The organism is Spiroplasma sp. ald, from assembly GCF_044714355.1.
Taxonomy (GTDB): domain Bacteria; phylum Bacillota_I; class Bacilli_A; order Mycoplasmatales; family Mycoplasmataceae; genus Spiroplasma; species Spiroplasma phoeniceum.
Window position 1 is genome coordinate 1 of the sequence record NZ_RXFY01000012.1, and the last position, 18,981, is coordinate 18,981.

Here is an 18,981-nt window from a genome sequence, read left to right on the forward strand (position 1 = left end):
TTTAAATAAAAGACATAATTAATTAAAATTATAATTTGCTATTAGTATCTTTTTAAAAATATTTACAATTATTTTAATAGGTTATGCAAGAAGTCTATTATAAATGTGCTGTAAAAAAATGAGGAGCCAAAATGAAAATCATAACATACGAAAAAAAACCAATTAACTGATTTGCAAATTCAATTAATTGAAAAATTAAATAATGACATTCAGAGTGTTCTAGAGTTAACTATTAACGAATTAGCAGATAGTCTTTTCATCAATACTTCTACCTTAAGTCGTTTAATTAAAAAATTGGGGTTTGAAAATTATAGTAAATTTAAAGTATGAGTTGCTGGAAAGTATAATAATATCAAGGAATTTGATATACAAGAAAATGAGACAACTCTCCATAATATTATTGATAATATTTATAAACTGCATACTTATGCATTATATGAAACTTATCGAAATTTAAAAGTTAATCAATTAGAAAAATTCATTGATACAATTCATACGAGTGAAGGAATTGTTATCTGGGGAATTAGTCGCCATACTTTAATTTGCGAAAATTTAAATTTACACTTAAATGTTTTAAAATATAACTCAACTTATCTTGTTAATTATTATGCCACAATTCAATTAATTGAAACTCTTAGTGAAAATGATTTATTAATTTTAATTTCAAAAAGCTTACAAGATGCTGAATATCATTTCCTAATTGAAATTGCAACAAAACGAAATGTTAAAATTATTTTATTAACAATTAATAAAGAATATAAAGGATCACCTAATTTACAAAAACTAACCTTAGAGAATACTGAAATTCTAAATTTTTATGTTGATAATCCCCGTTATGTTTCACAGTTGATGCTAATTAATATTGTTTTTGGAATGTTAATTGCAAAATATCATCCTACTCATAATGAAGAATATCAAGATTATTATGCAGCCATTGATGAATGACACGAATATATTAAAAAAATAAAATAACTAGTGAACATCTGTTTCAAAAGATGTTCTTTTTATATAAAAAATAAAGCAAGTTCTAATTAAAAGGATTAAGATTTAGTGTTCATAAATTACCTTAATCCTCAAATACATAAATTTTTTTTCTAGCGAATTTGTAATTGTAATTTCTTCAAATTCATTTTAATTTGTTCAAATTGTTGGTTAATATCTGTTTCAGTTAGCTGTTTTGCCATATCATTAAATGTAAAACTAATTGTTAAAGCAACATGATTAGGCATTTCTTTATGATCAAAATACTGGTCAATCACTTCTATTGCAACAACATTTTTAACTCCTGTTAAAATCTTTTTCTTAATTTGTTCGTAGGTTACTGTTACTGGTACTCAAATTGAAATGTCACGACTACTTGTACTAAATTTAGAAGGCGGTGTGAAAAATGTTTGTTTCTTATGCGGATAATTAAACATTACTTCAAAATTAATTTCGCCAAAATAAGTTGTACTTTTTAAATCAACTTCTTTTTGATAACTAGGATGAATCACACCAATAATTGCTAATAATTGTTTTCCTAAAAAAACATGACTAGTTTGATAAGGATGGTAAATTTTATTTTTTGGTGCTGATTGATATGATAATTCATCAATATCAATTTGTTCACTTTGCAAATAAACTTCCAATAAACTTTTAATATAATAATACGAATTAGAAAGACTATCGCCTGTTATTTTATTTTGAACAATTCCTGCTTGACTTACAAATGCCCCATGATAATAACTTTTCTCATTTACATAAATTTTTTCAACAGTAAATAACTTAACATTTTTTTGATTTCGAGCATTATTATATTTAACACTGTTTAATAAACTATTTGTTAAACTTAACCGCATTACAGCATGTTCTTCCGATAATGGCGATAGTAATTGATATGGTTTTTGATAATTAAAAAAGTTAAAATGAGTAATTTCTTCTTGTTTAACTAGCGCATATGTTTTTGCCTGATAAAAACCATTATTTAAAAAAAAAGTTTCAAAATTTTTAATTGTTTTTTCAGTAGGACGTTTAGCCTTAACTAAATTTGGTAAAACTGGTGGTTGAGCAACAATGTTATTATAACCAAATAACCGGGCAATTTCTTCAATCAAATCAGCTTTCTGAAAAATATCGGTACGAGTTACTGGTGGTGTCACAAATAATTGTTCACCTTCTGTTTTAAATTGGAAAGCTAATGGTTCTAATAAAGCTTTAATTTCTAATAAGGTAAAAGAATGACCGATAAATTGATTAATCTCAAGTAAAGTAATGTTAATTGGCTCAACTGTTTTCTTATATTCTTTAATAAAGTTTAAAACTGATAACTCGGCTAAAAAACCATTAATTTTTAATAAATACAAATAACGTGATAATCCTAATCCAACAGTAGCATAACTAAGGGGTTTGATATAACGTTGTAAATTAATGTTACTAATACCAACTTTTCGTTGTTGTTGACGCATTATAATATGACTTAAATGGAGTGCTAACACTGTTATCTCCGTTGTTATAGCACTAATAGCATAAGTCGGATTAACGCGAACACCAATTAATTCTACAAATTCATTCCCATCAAGAACTATTAAATCACCTTTTTTAATATTAAAAGTTTTATTTTCATAATCATCAGTAATTTTTAAAGGGTTTTTAATTTTATTAAAATCATAAAGTAATAATGGTTGCCCTGTTTCAAGGGTTGCTTTAATTGCTAAATCACCAAATGGATCTGCTACATTTGATTGATATTCATTAATTTTTAACCAAATTCGATCTAATAATTTTAGCGGAGTTTTTTCCAGCGTTAATTTAATATTAACACTAATTGCTGATTCAACTGCTGATGTTGCAATTTCTACTTTTAATGGATTTTGATATTCTTTTAAATTTTCTGTTGATTCTAATTCTAACGGAAATAATTCACGTTTAAAATAGCGGGCTAATTCACGGGCTAATTCATAAGCACTTAAGCAATCACTGCGGTTTAATGTTAAATCAATCTCAAACAAATAATCAGTTAAACCAATTTTAGTTAAAACATCTTCAGCACCAATCATATCATATGAACCTTCTTTTTCATTAAAAGTTAAAATAATTTCATCTTGTTCGGCTGGCGTTAAATATTTTTCAGCAATTCCTAATTCACTTAATGAACACATCATTCCTTCCGAAGCATATCCTTTAATTTCACGTTTTGCAATTTTTGTGCCATCGGCTAACACTGCCCCTGGACGAGCAACGACAACATATCCATTTTCCGCTGGGTTACTAGCTCCGCAAACAATTGGATCAACTAATTCTTGTCCTGTATCAACTAGACAAAACTTTAAATGCGTATCAGGAATTTCATTAACAACTTGAATTCGACCACAAACAATATTACTATTACGATCAAAATTATGAGTACGTTCTACTTCAAACCCTAAACTATTTAAAGCAGCAACAATATCAGCATTACTAATATCAGTAAAATCAATATATTTATTTAATCATCTTCTTGTAATAATCATTTTAAACCTCCTAATCAAATTTCTTAAATTGTTCTAAAAAGCGGATGTCATTTGTATAAAAACGACGAATATCATCAATCCCATATTTTAACATCGCAATTCGTTCAATCCCAATGCCAAAGGCAAAACCAGTTAATGTTGGTTCTTGTCCACATGCTTGATAAACAAGCGGATTAATCATCCCAGAGCCCATAATCTCAATTCAACCAGTTTGCTTGCAAATTGAACAACCTTTACCTTGACAATTAACACAAGTAACATCAACTTCAACAGATGGTTCTGTAAATGGAAAAAAACTTGGCCGTAAACGGATTTGTGTTGCTTCACCAAACATCCGTTGACAAAAGTATTGAATTGTTCATTTTAAATTAGCAAAAGTGATATTTGGGGCAACTAAAAACCCATCAACTTGCATAAATTGATGTGAATGTGTAGCATCATCATCATCACGGCGATAAGTATTTCCAGTTGAAATCATTGCAATTATTTCATTTTTACTTTTCATCTGTGAAATTGCACGGGCTGTCATATTGGTACAGTGTGTTCGTAATAATGTGTTTTTAGACAAATAAAATGTATCTTGCATATCACGAGCTGGATGTCCTAATGGTAAATTTAAGCGTTGAAAATTATATTCATCATCATCAACTTCAGTTCCAAACACAATATCATATCCTAATTCTTGAAATAATTGCGAAATTTTATCAATAACTTGGTTTAATGGATGCTTTGTTGCTAATACTAAATTATATCCTGGTAATGATAAGTCAATTTTTTCTTGTTCAATTGTCGCAATTAATAAAGCATTTTCTAATTCGGTTTTTTTAACTTGACATAATTCAGTTAATTCTCCTTTAATTTGATTTGTTTTTTGACCAATTGTTAAACGTTCTTGATGTGTCAAATCTTTCATTTTTTTCAATAAATCATTCAACATTGATTTTTTCCCTAAATATTTTAATTGAACGGCATTAACTTCCGCCACTGTTTTTGCTGCTTTAATGTTTTTTGTTGCTTGGGTAAATAATAAGTCTAATTCTTTTTCCATTGTTTAATCCTTTCTTGCTGAAGTCTAATTAAGTTAGAAAAATCCTTGTCTATATTAAAAAAATATAAACAAGGAGCAATTTTTTACGGTACCATCCTTTTTTTACTAATAAATAGTCTTAATTACAGTTAACGAATCATTTATATTAAATAATCCGGCTGGGATTAGCAGCTCTCATTAGGTGAATTCTTTAATATCTCACCAGTTATTTGCACCAATCATAACCTCTCTGACGATAAGCATATTAATTACTATTCCTAAATCAACGATTTAATCTGAAATTTTATAATTTTATTATAACCTATTTTACTCAGTTAATTCATTTAGTTTTTGTTTTTTTACTAAATACATAGATAATAGTCATGATAGAACTAAAATAATACTAATAATAGTTCCAACTTTTAATGGTGTTTGTCAATTTAATGGTAAATTAATAACAAATTTAAACTGTTCTAAAATAATGTTAACAGCAAAGTACCAAATTAGTAAGGAAATAACATATGCCAGGAAGAAGGTAAATAAAACACCAAGAACATAATTACCAATTACAATAAAGTTTACTTGCCGTGGTTTATATCCTAAGGCTCGCATTGTTAAAATAACTGAACTAGCTTCATCAATTACCGAAGAAGTAATAATTGCTAAAATAATGAAAATAATAATTCCATTTAATATTTGTAAAATTAACAATGAATCATTTAACATCCCCAAGCCTGCCGATGCTAATAATTTTTGCAAGGTAATTAATTCAACATTATTTGGACCCGTAAAGATACTAATATCACTACCATCACTAGTTATTGTTGTCATAATTTTTCCTAAATTATCTGTAATATCATGGTTAAAAATATTAATTGTTAAGTTTTGCAATGTAATCTTATAATCTTGTTTCCCCATTAGCAATTCTTTTGGGTTGATCTTATCATAAATCATTTTTTCCTTAGAAATAACTCCATCATAAAAATCATTTGGGACTGGTTTTTTGTTAAAATCATAAAATAAAAACCGAATAGTATTAGCATTAATAAAAACATTGCTTCGTGTTGTATCATTTTTATTAATTCCCTTTACAACAATTGATATATTATACGGAGATCTTACATTTTTAACAGTAAATTCAAAAGTGTCATTAATTTTTAAATTATTTAATTTAGCTATTTTTTCTGAAATAATTGCAGGAATTTGTGTTCTTGTTAATGGTGCTGCAAACAATTCGTTAATAACCATTTTGTTAACACCTTCCATTTGATAAAAATTTGTCCAAGTATTTGGTTCAATCCCTTTTAAATTAAGATCACTAATTACTGCTGTTTCACGATTACTTGGAGTTACAGCTAAATTAAGAACTGGCAATTCTGTTTGAGGATTATAATACAATGTATTAAAACTAACAACTGTCTTAATATGTGTCTGGTCAATCAGATTACTTAAATTAACAATATTTTTTCCTCAATCTGGTAAATTTCCTACTGTTATATTTGTTATATCTTTAACAACTTGAATTAAATCAGTTAAATAAACTGACTGATAAATTGGCTGATAAAGAAAGAGTTTTTGTCATAATTCTATATCCATCGGATTATGATGAATCGCTGTTGCTAATTCATTAAATTTTTCTAATGAAACAGCTTGGGTTTGTTCAACATTACTTGTTGGTAACACTCGAAAATGATTATTATTTATTAATTTTAATTTTTCTTCTCCTGTTGGAGTTCGATGACTTGTTACCATTGTTAATAAACTTGGAAATTGGAAGCGATGGTCAACATCTTTTTGATAAACATTACTAAACGAATAAACAATTTGTTGAAAAATATCAGATGCATTAAATTGAATGATAAAGAGTAATGAAGAAATAAAGAAAATAAACATTACAATCATTCATTTTCAAAATCCTTTTAAAGTAAATGCTAATTGAATTCGAAACAAGAAACTTGTTTTACTAAAAATTTTTTTAATCCCAATTATTAAACCATAAAAATGCATTTTTCCAGCACCATTAATTAATACTAAACTTGGTTTTTTTAAATAACTCATTGTAAATAAAAATGATAAAGTAGTAAAAAAGATGGGGATAACTAAAAACAAAATTAGCATAAATCATCAGGAAACATAAATTAATTTAAATGGAATTAATAATCCTGTTGTATATAATGTATTAACATATAACTGAATAGGAATACTAACACAATATCCTAAGATAATACCAAATAGCATCGTGACAAAAAACTTTGTTGAAAAAATTCATGATAATTCCGTTGTTTGATAACCAAAAGCTTTAAAAATTCCAATTTGACGACGAGTTTTATTCATCTCTTTTTTCATTGTATAATTAATAAAAATAAAACCTAAAAATAACAGCACCGAACCAATTGCACTATACAAAATAATTTGAATATTAATATTTTGCGTTTGCATTGCAATATCACTATTTTCATATGGAATTAAAGTTGCTGTTGGATTAATATAACCATGTGCTAAATTTTCTTTTAAAGTTAAAATTGCATTTGTTGAATTTAATTTAATTAAAATTTTTTGACTTGGATTTAAAGTAATATTTCCTAACTCACCACGAACATTTGCATCCTGCAATTGAGTTTGGAAATGCTCAGTTGTAAATAATACACCGTATTTTCGAATATCATTGCTACTATTAATTTTTAAACTTGTCCGCTTAATAAAATTATCTAAATTATTTCCAATTCCAATAATTTTTAAATTAAAATTTGGGTTGTTTGGAATGACTGGAAAAATATCTCCAATTTTTAAATGATTTTGCTCTGCAAATAAACTACTAACAACCGCTTCATTATCTACTGTTGGCAACTGTCCTTGGTATAATTTCAATTGGTTAAAATTAACGGCGGCTGTCTGTTCTAGATTTTGTACTACCGCAGGAGTAATCTTTAAAGTATAATTTGAACCGCTTCCTTGTTTAAAAGAAATAGCCTCAAAAACACCAACAGAATATTCTGGCAAAGTTTTTTGTCGTAATAACCGTGTTACTATTTCTTTTGGTTGGTTTCAATTAAATTTTTTAAAATAAAGATAGCCAATCGGATTAACACCATCAATATTTTGCTTCATTCCTCGATATTGCACAACTTTCGCTAATTTAGTAATAATTTGACTTGTTGAACAAATTTGCTGTAATTCTGGACTTGCAAGAGTACCACACACACTTTTTGTTGTTTTTCACCAACTACTGTTTTCATTTAAAATTGCTTGGGGAACTCCTGTAACATTAATTTCTTGCTTATTTTTATCAATAAACTTATTATGTAAATAATAATCTTCCATAAAATTAGGTTTATAATCTTCAACACTAAAATTATAATCTCATTGTTCAGATGTATATACTAAATCATTATATTTTATTTTATATTGTAAAGCACCTGATAAAATTCCGGCAATTGTTGCAATAATAATGATAATAAAAAGAATTAAACCTCCGGCTTCAATTCAATTTTTAAAATATGATTTTAAATAACTTTTTAAAATTTGGCGCATTATTATTCTCCATTTTTCATTTTAATCAATTATAACAAATTCAAAAGTTACCGAAATAACCAAAATAACTATTTTTTAAAATTAAGCGAATCGTCACTTCCAATAAGCTCTGCTAAAACAAAACTAATTTGATCAATAATGTCTGTTGGTAACACGGGTTTTTTGTATTGTGAAATTTCATCACCAGCTAACCTTTGTAAATACGTTCCAACAATTGCTGCTTCAAACAATTCATAACCTTGACCAACTAAACTAGCAATTAAACCAGTTAGCGTATCACCCATACCAGCAACATCCATATATGGATTACCGGTACCGTTAATATACACGCGATTACCATCCATAATAATTGATTGATATCCTTTTAAAACAACAATTTTATACTTATTAGCAAATTCTTTTGCAATATTAATTTGATTACTTAAAATTTCTGGCACACTTTTATTAATTAAACGTGATAATTCAAATGCATGGGGTGTTAAAATTGCTCGTCCACGTAATTTCCGTAATAATGGCACATCTAGAACATTAATTCCATCAGCAACAACAATTGATCCTTTATAATTCTCTAAAATATAATTTAAAGTATTATATGTCTGTTCTGTTTTTCCTTTTCCCATTCCATAGGCAACTACATTAACTTTGTTTGTTAATAAATCTAAAATTCGAGTTCGATCAGAAGCATCACAAAACGTAATTTCTGGAGCAGTATTATTGGTTTTTCCTAATAATTCTGGGGATAATGTTCAAATTACTAAGCCAATTCCAGCATTTAATGCCATATTAGCAACTAAAGTCCCAGCATTTAATATTCTAAACTTGAAGCAAAAATAAGTAAATTTCCATAAATGCCTTTGTGTGAAATTAGTGAGCGGGAATGTAATTGGACACTATCCGTATAAAATAAGTTGTTATCAATTAATTTCGCGCAAATCCTATTAATTTCTTGCTGATGAAACCCCAATTGTCATACAACAACCTTTCCTAAATAAGGAATAATATCATAATTAATAAAAGCTGATTTATAAGTAAAAAAAGTAACAGTTTTATTAGCCTTAATTGCAATTGTTGGAATTGTTGCACTATCATTTTCAATTCCACTTGGAATATCACATGCTAAAACATATTTTTGACTTTCATTAACTTTTTTAATAATTTCAGCAATGGCAGGTGGCATTTTTCCATGATAACCAATACCAAAAATGCAATCAATAATAATATCAGTTTATAAAATTACTGCCTCAATATTATCATCAAGAAAGGTCATTGTTACATTTCGCAACTTTTTAACTAATGAATAATAATATGCCACTTCTGGGGTTTTAGCAGTATCAAAGGTTTTTTTATCAGTGCAAATATGAATATGGGTCTTTTTTGTTCCATCATAATCACTAATTAATTTTGCTAAACAAAAACCATCCCCACCATTATTACCAATGTTAGCTAAAATTAAAAAACTATGAACTGCTAAATTCAAATGATGAAATAAACCCTCGACTGCTTTCGCCATTAATTTAACTGCTGAAATATCAAATTGATTAGAAATAAAATTTTCAAGATTTTTAGTGTCTTGTTGATTACTAATATAAAGCATATTTCTTAACTCCTTACTTATTTATGTTAAATTAAAAAGAAAACCATATTAAATTCCTGATTTTTTTAAAATTTCAACTTTTTCACGATAATTTAACATATATTTTTCAACATGATATCAAAACGCCTTAGAGTGATTATGATGAACTAAGTGTGATAATTCATGAATAATTACATATTCCAATACTGTCGGATCAAAATGAATTAACTTTGTATTTAAAACAATTTTTTCCGTTTGTGGATAACACACACCTCATTTACGAACCATTGCTTTAATTGTTAAATTTTTATAAGATAAATTCATTATTGTTGCTCATTTATTTAATAAATGTTCAAATTTATAACTAAATTTTTGTTTTAAAAAATGGTGTAACTTTTTAACATTTTTATCATAACTACCAGCATCTTTTAATAAAAAATATTGTCGATTAATAATTTTTGTATGAATATTTTCATTGATTAATTGCAACGGATATTTTTCATTAAAAACATAAACATAACCTGTTCCGTTTAGATTAATGACAATCTTTCGATAATTATCGTGAACATTAATTACCGTAATAATTTTTTTAATATTTTTATAAATTAGAGCTTCAATTTCCCAATCATGGGCATAACTAGGGGCTGATACTTTAATTTTGCCATTATTAACATTCAACACAATATTCTTCTGTTCTTTAATAATTAAATCATATTTAATTAAGTTGCCCTGATATGGTAGCACTTTTTCCAATGCCATGCTATTCCTCCCCCTATCATAAATATGGATGAATTAATTATTATCATCTATCTTATCATCATTTTCATTTTCATTCTCAAAATTATGGTGTAAATCCGATGATTGTAAAGAATTATTAGTTGCTGGTTTTTTTGTAATATCTTCACGGTATTTTTTTCCTGCTGTTCAAATTTTATCAATATCACCTAAAAAAACTTTACCATCATAAGAACTATCAACACGGGCATTGGGATTAATGCGTTGCTTACCACTTGGTTTTGGAACCGAACCAATTCTTTCTGCTAATTCTGTTTTATCTAATGACATATGTTGTTTTGATTTTGGAATAATAATTGAATCATAGGCATTGAAATTTCCTTTTGAAGACGAAGTTTCCGTACTAAAAATAGGAACTGAATAATCACGATGTTTAATAATATCACCTTTTTTCACAAAGTCACCTTCTTGTTCAATAAGTAATCCTGCTGGTGATTCATCAACAATTCCTTCACCCTCTTTAATTGTGCGTAAATATTGGCCTTCTGCACCAACACGAATTGTTGGTTTTGAATTATCAGAATTATTATCTTCTTCCTCTGGAACAAGATGTGCTTCACCTTGCTCATGTAAAAGAGCATTCCGAGCCATTTTTGCTTTCAATAATGCCATTTTTGCTTTTAAATCATTTGTTGTTGCAACTGATTTGTTGTTAAGAGGAGTTTTTGTTTTTTCAATAGGAGTAAGTTCAGCTTGATTAACCATTTCTTTTTGTGGTGTTAACCCACGAGAACCAATTTTACCAGTTTCAAAATTAATTGCTGTTAAACGATTTTTTTGATCTTGTGTTAATGATTTTGCTTTTCGTGTTGTATGATAATAAGCTATTGCAAAGCAACTACCAAAGAAGGTTAAGACTGGTCCAATAAATAGCAAAATAAAACCTGAATTAATTGGTAAATTTAACTTAAAAATATTTAAACCAGTTTTAGCACTTATTGGTTGACCAGCAAGCACAACAGCCATTGTTAATAAAATGCAAGATATTAATCCAATAACAAAAGCACCACTTATGCCAAAAATTTTATAACCATTATTTTTTGATAAATAATTTGGAATTAAATACAGCAATACTAAAAAACTAGAAATTCCAATTAAAATCCCCCCAACTAATTCTGGGTTTGCCATCACATTATGATATACTGTCATATTTGAAAACTGTAAAACTAAAAGAGCAATATCGTGTAATAGCATATCTGCAGAATTATAAAGGAACATTTGATTATTAATTTTATTTGCTAGCATAATTAATATTCCGAACAGTAACGCACTAAAAATTCCGCCAATTGTTAAGAAAGTTAATGACACTCTACGTAATTTCTCCATTTTTTTCACCTATCTTTTAACCATAAAAAACCATACATATATTACATACATATATTTTATTTAGGTATATACCGTAATTATACCCTATTTCTATCAAAACCAATAATAAAATGTAAAAATCGTTTGTTATTTATCATTTTAATTAAAACAAAATCCAACAGAAAAAACAATTTAAAATTTTAAAAATAAAAAAGATACTAGTTTTAAATTAAAACTAGTATCACTTCACATAATTGTAACACAACTTTCACTCAGGGTAATGTTTATTATTTTGATAATTATATTTGTTCAGAAATAATTAAATAATTCAAGGTATATATATTATGTTTATTAAAAATTGATTTGCTACTTAGTTTAAAGGATAAAAAAAGAATGGACATATTTGTATCACAAATCATTTTACAGACTAGTTTGTTTTTTATGAAATAGACAAGGGAATTATTTTTAATTATTATTCTGAAACAATTGAAAGTTAATAGTTTTGTTAATTNATATTTNATATTTTAATATATTAGACTTCTTGCATAACCTATTAAAATAATTGTAAATATTTTTAAAAAGATACTAATAGCAAATTATAATTTTAATTAATTATGTCTTTTATTTAAAAATTTAATATTTTCCTACAACGAAAAATGACTTTTTTATTTAAATTATTTAATTTTAAATACATCTTCTATGCTATCTATAATAATTGCAAATTATAAATTGAAGCAATTAAATTAAATCTTAAACTAAATCGTTTTCTATGATTACGATATTTTTCTGTAATAATTTTAAATTTTTTAAGAATAGCAAANATATTTTCAATAATAATTCTCATTTTTGAAACTAGTCTATTAAGAAAAGGAGAAATACAGTAATGAAAAAATTACTAAGTTTATTAAGTGTATTAACAATTAGTGGAACTGCTGTCCCAACAGTTATTGCTGCTAGTCCTTATCAAAAAGAAGAAACTATAAATAGTAATATTAATTATTCACAAACAAATAATAATGTAGAAAATTTAATTAGAAATAAACGGCAAAGTAGAAATAATATTTTTTCAAGATGAGAAGGAACATTAAAAATTAATAAAAATGATAAATATAAAGAATATCAGTCAAATATAGCTGAAATTATGACTTTTTTATTAAAAAATAACATAATTGAGACAGTTTTTGAAAATCCAGTTGAACCTACTTCTTTTCAATATTCTATAAATAGAAATATATCAAATAATAATTACAATTATTTTATTATTCCTGTAAATGTAAATGAAGGACAATCATATAGTCTTGAACTGATTTTTAGATCAAGAGATTTTTATTTACAAGGTTTTAGAGTAAATGATGTTTATTATCATTTTAGTATTGATTTACAAAATACTTTTAATGATAATTTAACAGTATATCCTAATAGTAGTAGTTTAAATATTCAAAATGTTAATTTAGGTTTTTTGGGTACTTATAGAGAATTAAGCGTATCGCAAGGTCTTAGACAATTTAATTGACAAACTATAGTAAATTCTTTCGAAACAATAGTTAATTATGGTATTAATTATCACAGAACGCAAGATAATAATTTACTTAGACCAGCACTTGGTGCTGCTATTCTAGTAACATCAGAATCTTTAAGATTTGATAGTATTTTTAATTTAATTTCAAATAATCTTATTGAAAATAACAGTTCATTAAATTGAACAACAAATATTGAACCTATTGTAACAAATTGAGATAGAAATTCTAGAAGACTTGTTGATTTATACAGAGATCCTAATAGTTTTAGTATAAACAATCCAGAAAATAGAATTACAAATATTGTCTTTGTTAGGTGCTTTTTCTTTTTATGAAGGTTGTAGAAAATATACTTCTGATAAAAAACGAGATATTAATAATTTAAAACAAACTTGTAATTTTTTAACTAATATTTGAAAACAAGACATAAAAAATAATAAATTTTTTAAAAAAATGCCAGAAAAATTTTATTTTGATGAACAAACTAAAGATTCTCCTAATATACAATACAATTATAATGGTGATAATGGTCATGAAATAGAAGTGACACAAATATTTCAATTGAATTTAGGCAAAACAAATCCTTTAGATTTTGATAAAATAATGTTTTTTTTAGATAAAAAAGAAAATAATACATATGCAAGCCTTGGAAATGATTCATATTATGGAACTAGCATAGTCAATTTTATTAAAAATAAAAATTTTAAAGATATTATAAAAAATGTAAAAATAAATAAAAATAATCAAAATGAAATAAAGAATTATGATAAATTTTATTATTTACAAAGTATTAACCCTAATCATCTAATTGTTTCGCAAAAAATAGGATTTACATTTTTTTGAGAAGATAACGAATATTATTTACAAATTTTAACACATCAATTCGCAAAAAATTATGTTATATTTCCTCAAGGTGGAACAATTTGAATGAATATTGGTAAGGGAATTAAATTATATAATTAATGAAAAAAATATTAAGTCTTTTAGGAGCAATCACTTTAATTGGAACAAGCACAACAAGTTTATTTGCTTGTAATACACCACAAGAATATACACCACAAGAATTAGCAAATTTAAAAGAAAAAAACAAAATAAATACAAAGAACCAAACTATTAGAGATAATTTAGAATGAATAGCACCACAAGAAAGACCATTTAATAATATTGATAATAAATATTATTATGTGGTATGGCGTGGTAATAAAAATAATGCTTGAAGAATTATTAAATTTTTAAATGATACAAATAATGAAAAAAAATAGATAATTATGTTAAATATAGTCTTATTTTTAAACCGCCACGATTTCGTTATTATATATTATTAATTAAAGACTGAATTATTAATACAAATAATACTTTATATGCCGATGATGGTTCATATTTTAAATCAGTTTATTGTTGAAATTTAGCTGATACTGGACCTGACTTAATTGTTGATGATAAAGGTAATGTAAAAGTTAATGGAGAATAGAAAAAGAGATTTAATAATCTCTTTTTCATTTTTATCTTGGTTTAATTGTAATTTTGACAGGACTATTACTTTTGTTTCTAATACCTAATACATTTGGATTAGAAACATCTAATACAATATCTTTGTCATTACCAAAACTTAAATCACTATTAGATAATTTTGTTGATTTAAGTGTAAAAGAAACTCTAATAGTTAATTCATTTTTTGATATATATTTGTTAAAATAATCATCATAACTTGGTAATCCATTAGTATATGCAGTAGAAAATGTTTTAATATCATTTACTCTTATATTATCTGTATTATAAAGTTATTGTATTATCAAAATTAACTTTATCAGTTTGTGAACGACCACTTTCTAGTAATTTTATACTAGACAATGGATTTTTATTAGTACACCCAGAAACGCCCCCAAAAGTAATATTAACATTTTTATTAGGAATAAAATTTTCTATTTCAGGTGGTCCACATTCAACTTGTAAATTACCTAAATTACTTATTTCTATTGTTTTATAAGCATCTTGAAATTTACTGATACTTTGAATTGTTGGGTCAATTTGTTTTAAATCAATTTCAGTTTCATAATAACTTTCATTAAATTCATTAGAGAACAAATTAACATCAGGGTATAATGTAGTATTAACTTTTCTACATTGTGCTGGTGCAGTAATTTTAGTTATTAATGGTAGTACTACATTAGAAGGCATAATATCTTTTGTATACTCTGGATAATTATATGGCACTGGCGGCAGAACATATTGTGGATAATTAAATGTTGGTATTTCATAATCATGTGGGAGCAAGAAACTAGTTTTATAATTAGTTGTCATATCACGTAAATAATTGTTTAATGTACTTTTTGTTTTACCACGAAAACTTCATACTGATAATCNTAAATAATCTTCTTCATTATTNGTATATGGGTTATCAGCATAAAAGATAATTTCAAAATTACCTTTATATAATGCTTGNATTGAAAACATATCAATTATATAACTACAATTTGTACCATCAGGTGTTTGTAAGAATTCGCAATTATTATCTTTTTCACTATCACTAACTGGTGTTTGTGCATCAACTGATTTGGTTTTTTCATTAATTAAATAAACTCGGTTAGTTTTAGGATTTAATTGTTTTAAATTATAAGTTGAATAAACTAATTCTTCGGTTGGTTTACCATCATTAGTTAAAACAGTCCCTTTAAATTTATCAGTTAATAAAGTTGTAAAACCTAAACTAGTAGCATTTGCACCAAATATAGCACCAACTTTGTCGTTTCCTTGTTCTCTAAATATTTCAAATGGTAAATAACCTTTTCCTTTTGATTTTTCAGACCAAAAGGCATCATTATAAAAACTATAAACATTAGAACTCATAAAACCATTAAGAAATTGAAAATTAGGTCAAGTTTTTTTATCTTGATTAATAACTCATCCTCATGGAATACCAAATGAAATAAAATTTAAGAATTTACCAACCCCGCCTGGGATAGTAAAAGGATTAAATACTAACTTTTGCGTATAGTTTAAAGGTAATACGGTAATTTGGCGATTAATAAAATTATTCATATTTAAAATATCTCAAACATTACATGCACCCATTTTATTATATTCAATTTGAACTTGTCCAACAGTATTACCAAATTCATCTTTTCTTCTAAAATATGATGATGCTTGCGTACTAATAATATTATCAACATTTCCACTATTTACTTTTATTTTATTTGGTGGTGTTATTTTTCAACTTTTAGATCAATAAAATTCAGAATTATTATCTTCTTCATTAATAGTTGTCCCAACCGTAGGATTAGTTGCTGTTGAACTTGCTTTATCAGTTATAACAATACCTTCACTATTTTTTTGATTTCAAAAGTCGTATCTACTTTCCATATCTTTTTTTCAATCTTCATAACCAGTTATCATTGTTGGTTGAATACCTTGAATGTTATATCAACTTACTTCTGGTGATGCATAAGTATTTATTTTATCATGTGGAGCAGGAAACATGTTATACATTAATAAATCTCGTGAATTCATAACTTTTTTATTAAATTGACCTTTAATAATTGGTCGACCAATAACAGGCATATCAAAAAAGATCGGATTACCATAAAATTTAACTGCCATTGCTCTAACCCCTGGATCTTTTAATAAAATATCATCTAATTCAACAATACCTTTATTTAATTTTTCATCATAAGTTATTTTAGGAAAACAATAACCTTCGCCCGGGGCACTTGTTTGAATAAATTGTCTTACTGCCAAACCACTATGACTAATTTTGTCATTAATACTTGAAAAGGTTATTTCTTGTCATAAGAAACTACCATCATAAGGTGAATAATAATTAATAACATTAGATGGATATAATCATTGTCTATCTTGGGGTGCAGAATTAATATCACCACCACCAATATTTAAACCACGGTCATTAAATACAGTATAAAAATTATAATAATCATTAATATTTAATTTATCAGCATCTTCATCTAAAATTAATAAAGTATATTGTCTTTCGGTTGATTGTTGAGTAAATACTTGTTCAAATTTAGCNTCACCAAATTGAATTGAACTTCTATCATCAATCATATAAGCATCTCAATATTTACCAACTTTAACTTCTTTTGTATAAAAATTATCTGCTTTATTATCATTATTCATAAAATAACTTAATTTATATTGATTTAAGTATTCTAACATTTTATTAACATCATAAATGTTTTCACCATCAATTAATTTTCAATAAACATTATTATTTTCATCTTTTAATTTTATCGCAAAAAGTGTTTCATTATTTGCTCATATAGTTGAGTTAATTGGTTGTTTATTAGACTTCTTGCATAACCTAGTTATTTTAAAATTCCTATAAAATATATTTAAAATAGAAATTATAGGAATTTTAAAATAACTAGGTTATGCAAGAAGTCTAATATATAATATAAAATTAATGATAAGATTTATTAACATAATAATCCTTTTTAAAGTAATATCTTATTTATTTTAATGTTATAAAAAATATGTTTTTAAGATGTAGGAATAATTCTATTTACATTTTTTTGTTTTAAGTTATAATAAGTAAGGTTATTTATATAATCAAATATGGCGGTTGTGGCGAAGAGGTTAACGCTCCGGATTGTGGCTCCGGCATTCGTGGGTTCAAGTCCCATCAGCCGCCCCATTTTTAACTACAAAAGTAGTTTTTTTATTTTTAAAAAGAAAAAATATCAAATCTAACATAATATCTCCCCTATTAAAATTATCAAACAAATAGGGGAGATTTTTACTTAACTATAGGGTCTTGTAAAAAGCAATATATAAATTTATAATTTCCAAAATAATTTATTTCCAATAAAAAAATTTCTAATTAGTTAAAGTCTGTCTATTTACTTAATAAACACAACTGATATAATGAAAATGTTGACGTATTTAAAATAGCATTTTATTTTAAAGTAATTAATATCAAAATAAAATTAAATATTATGGCAATTTAAATTTAATAATTTTACATAATTTTTTATTGTATTATTTTTAGTTGTTTTTTTGCTGTAATTTTAAAAAAGTAAATTATGTGGGAGGTAACATTATGGACTCGTTACAAGTTGGAGATAGTGTCTTAGTATATGCTTATAAACATAATGGTTCAGTTTACCGTAGTTGAGAATCAGCAGTTGTTTTATTACTAGAAGAAGAATATATTGTTTTAGTAAATGAAGATGTTACTGTTACAGAATTGAATGGTAGAAAATGAAAAACAAATGAACCAGCAATCTGGATTTTTAATCGGAAAAATTGAAGTAATATTATTTGTATGCTTAAAGATACCGGGATAAATTATTATTGTAATATTGCATCATCATTTATTATGGAGCAAAAAACAATTAAGTATATTGATTATGATTTAGACATTAAAGTTTTTGCCGATGGTAGTTATAAAATTTTAGATTTAAAAGAGTTTAATCGAAATCGCATTGCTTGAAAATATAGTCGTGATATTGTTAATGCAATTTGAACAGAAATTGATAATTTAAAGCATTTAATTAAAAATAAACTTTTTATTTTTGAACATAGTCGTGTAGAAACATTATGGAAACAATATTTAGTATTAAAATCCAAATTACTTAAATAATGTTTTATTAGACTTCTTGCATAACCTATTAAAATAATTGTAAATATTTTTAAAAAGATACTACTAATAGCAAATTATAATTTTAATTAATTATGTCTTTTATTTAAAAATTTAATATTTTCCTACAACGAAAAATGACTTTTTTATTT

The 18,981-nt window shown here is 25.7% G+C and carries 13 protein-coding genes, 1 tRNA gene and 1 pseudogene; 6 read left to right on the top strand and 9 right to left on the bottom strand.

What is annotated here, in order from left to right:
• Positions 1-171 precede the first annotated feature (171 nt).
• Positions 172-972 carry a MurR/RpiR family transcriptional regulator gene (locus tag EHU54_RS01370; protein WP_400248531.1) on the top strand — a complete coding sequence of 267 codons (801 nt, stop codon included), beginning with the start codon at positions 172-174 and terminating at the stop codon, positions 970-972.
• A gap of 122 nt (positions 973-1,094) precedes the next feature.
• Here the strand turns inward: EHU54_RS01370 and pheT are convergent, their stop codons facing one another.
• From pheT to EHU54_RS01415, 9 genes and pseudogenes are all read right to left on the bottom strand, one after another.
• Positions 1,095-3,488 (bottom strand): phenylalanine--tRNA ligase subunit beta, encoded by a 2,394-nt coding sequence (pheT, locus tag EHU54_RS01375; RefSeq protein WP_400248532.1) that lies wholly within the window; start codon positions 3,486-3,488, stop codon positions 1,095-1,097.
• A gap of 10 nt (positions 3,489-3,498) precedes the next feature.
• Positions 3,499-4,536 carry a phenylalanine--tRNA ligase subunit alpha gene (gene pheS, locus EHU54_RS01380; protein ID WP_400248533.1) on the bottom strand — a complete coding sequence of 346 codons (1,038 nt, stop codon included), beginning with the start codon at positions 4,534-4,536 and terminating at the stop codon, positions 3,499-3,501.
• Positions 4,537-4,842: 306 nt separating this feature from the next.
• Positions 4,843-8,046: an FtsX-like permease family protein gene (locus EHU54_RS01385; RefSeq protein WP_400248535.1), complete on the bottom strand. Its 3,204-nt coding sequence runs from the start codon at positions 8,044-8,046 to the stop codon at positions 4,843-4,845.
• Positions 8,047-8,114: 68 nt separating this feature from the next.
• Positions 8,115-8,828, bottom strand: coding sequence for an NAD(P)H-hydrate dehydratase (locus tag EHU54_RS01390; RefSeq protein WP_400248536.1), 714 nt, complete (start codon positions 8,826-8,828; stop codon positions 8,115-8,117).
• A gap of 23 nt (positions 8,829-8,851) precedes the next feature.
• The gene (locus EHU54_RS01395) at positions 8,852-9,223 is read right to left on the bottom strand and encodes an NAD(P)H-hydrate epimerase (protein WP_400248537.1); all 372 of its coding nucleotides are present in this window, start codon (positions 9,221-9,223) and stop codon (positions 8,852-8,854) included.
• Between the two features lie 48 nt (positions 9,224-9,271).
• On the bottom strand, positions 9,272-9,640 hold the full coding sequence (locus tag EHU54_RS01400; RefSeq protein WP_400248539.1) for a hypothetical protein: 369 nt from the start codon (positions 9,638-9,640) through the stop codon (positions 9,272-9,274).
• A 48-nt stretch (positions 9,641-9,688) separates the two neighbouring features.
• Entirely contained in the window at positions 9,689-10,378 is a 690-nt protein-coding gene (locus tag EHU54_RS01405; RefSeq protein ID WP_400248541.1) for a M48 family metallopeptidase, read from the bottom strand.
• A gap of 33 nt (positions 10,379-10,411) precedes the next feature.
• The gene (locus EHU54_RS01410) at positions 10,412-11,740 is read right to left on the bottom strand and encodes an MFS transporter (protein WP_400248542.1); all 1,329 of its coding nucleotides are present in this window, start codon (positions 11,738-11,740) and stop codon (positions 10,412-10,414) included.
• Positions 11,741-12,425: 685 nt separating this feature from the next.
• A pseudogene (locus tag EHU54_RS01415) lies at positions 12,426-12,530 on the bottom strand (IS5/IS1182 family transposase); the annotation flags it as partial.
• A 72-nt stretch (positions 12,531-12,602) separates the two neighbouring features.
• Here EHU54_RS01415 and EHU54_RS01420 point away from each other — a divergent pair.
• From EHU54_RS01420 to EHU54_RS01440, 5 genes are all read left to right on the top strand, one after another.
• Positions 12,603-13,580 carry a ribosome-inactivating family protein gene (locus tag EHU54_RS01420; RefSeq protein ID WP_400248544.1) on the top strand — a complete coding sequence of 326 codons (978 nt, stop codon included), beginning with the start codon at positions 12,603-12,605 and terminating at the stop codon, positions 13,578-13,580.
• Positions 13,540-14,199: a hypothetical protein gene (locus tag EHU54_RS01425; protein ID WP_400248546.1), complete on the top strand. Its 660-nt coding sequence runs from the start codon at positions 13,540-13,542 to the stop codon at positions 14,197-14,199. The genes EHU54_RS01420 and EHU54_RS01425 overlap by 41 nt, the downstream gene beginning before the upstream one ends.
• Complete coding sequence (locus tag EHU54_RS01430; RefSeq protein ID WP_400248548.1) at positions 14,199-14,498, top strand: lipoprotein; 300 nt, start codon at positions 14,199-14,201, stop codon at positions 14,496-14,498. The genes EHU54_RS01425 and EHU54_RS01430 overlap by 1 nt, the downstream gene beginning before the upstream one ends.
• A gap of 3,310 nt (positions 14,499-17,808) precedes the next feature.
• A tRNA-His gene (locus EHU54_RS01435) sits at positions 17,809-17,884 on the top strand.
• 405 nt (positions 17,885-18,289) lie between these two features.
• The gene (locus tag EHU54_RS01440) at positions 18,290-18,832 is read left to right on the top strand and encodes a DUF402 domain-containing protein (protein ID WP_400248549.1); all 543 of its coding nucleotides are present in this window, start codon (positions 18,290-18,292) and stop codon (positions 18,830-18,832) included.
• Positions 18,833-18,981: the final 149 nt, after the last annotated feature.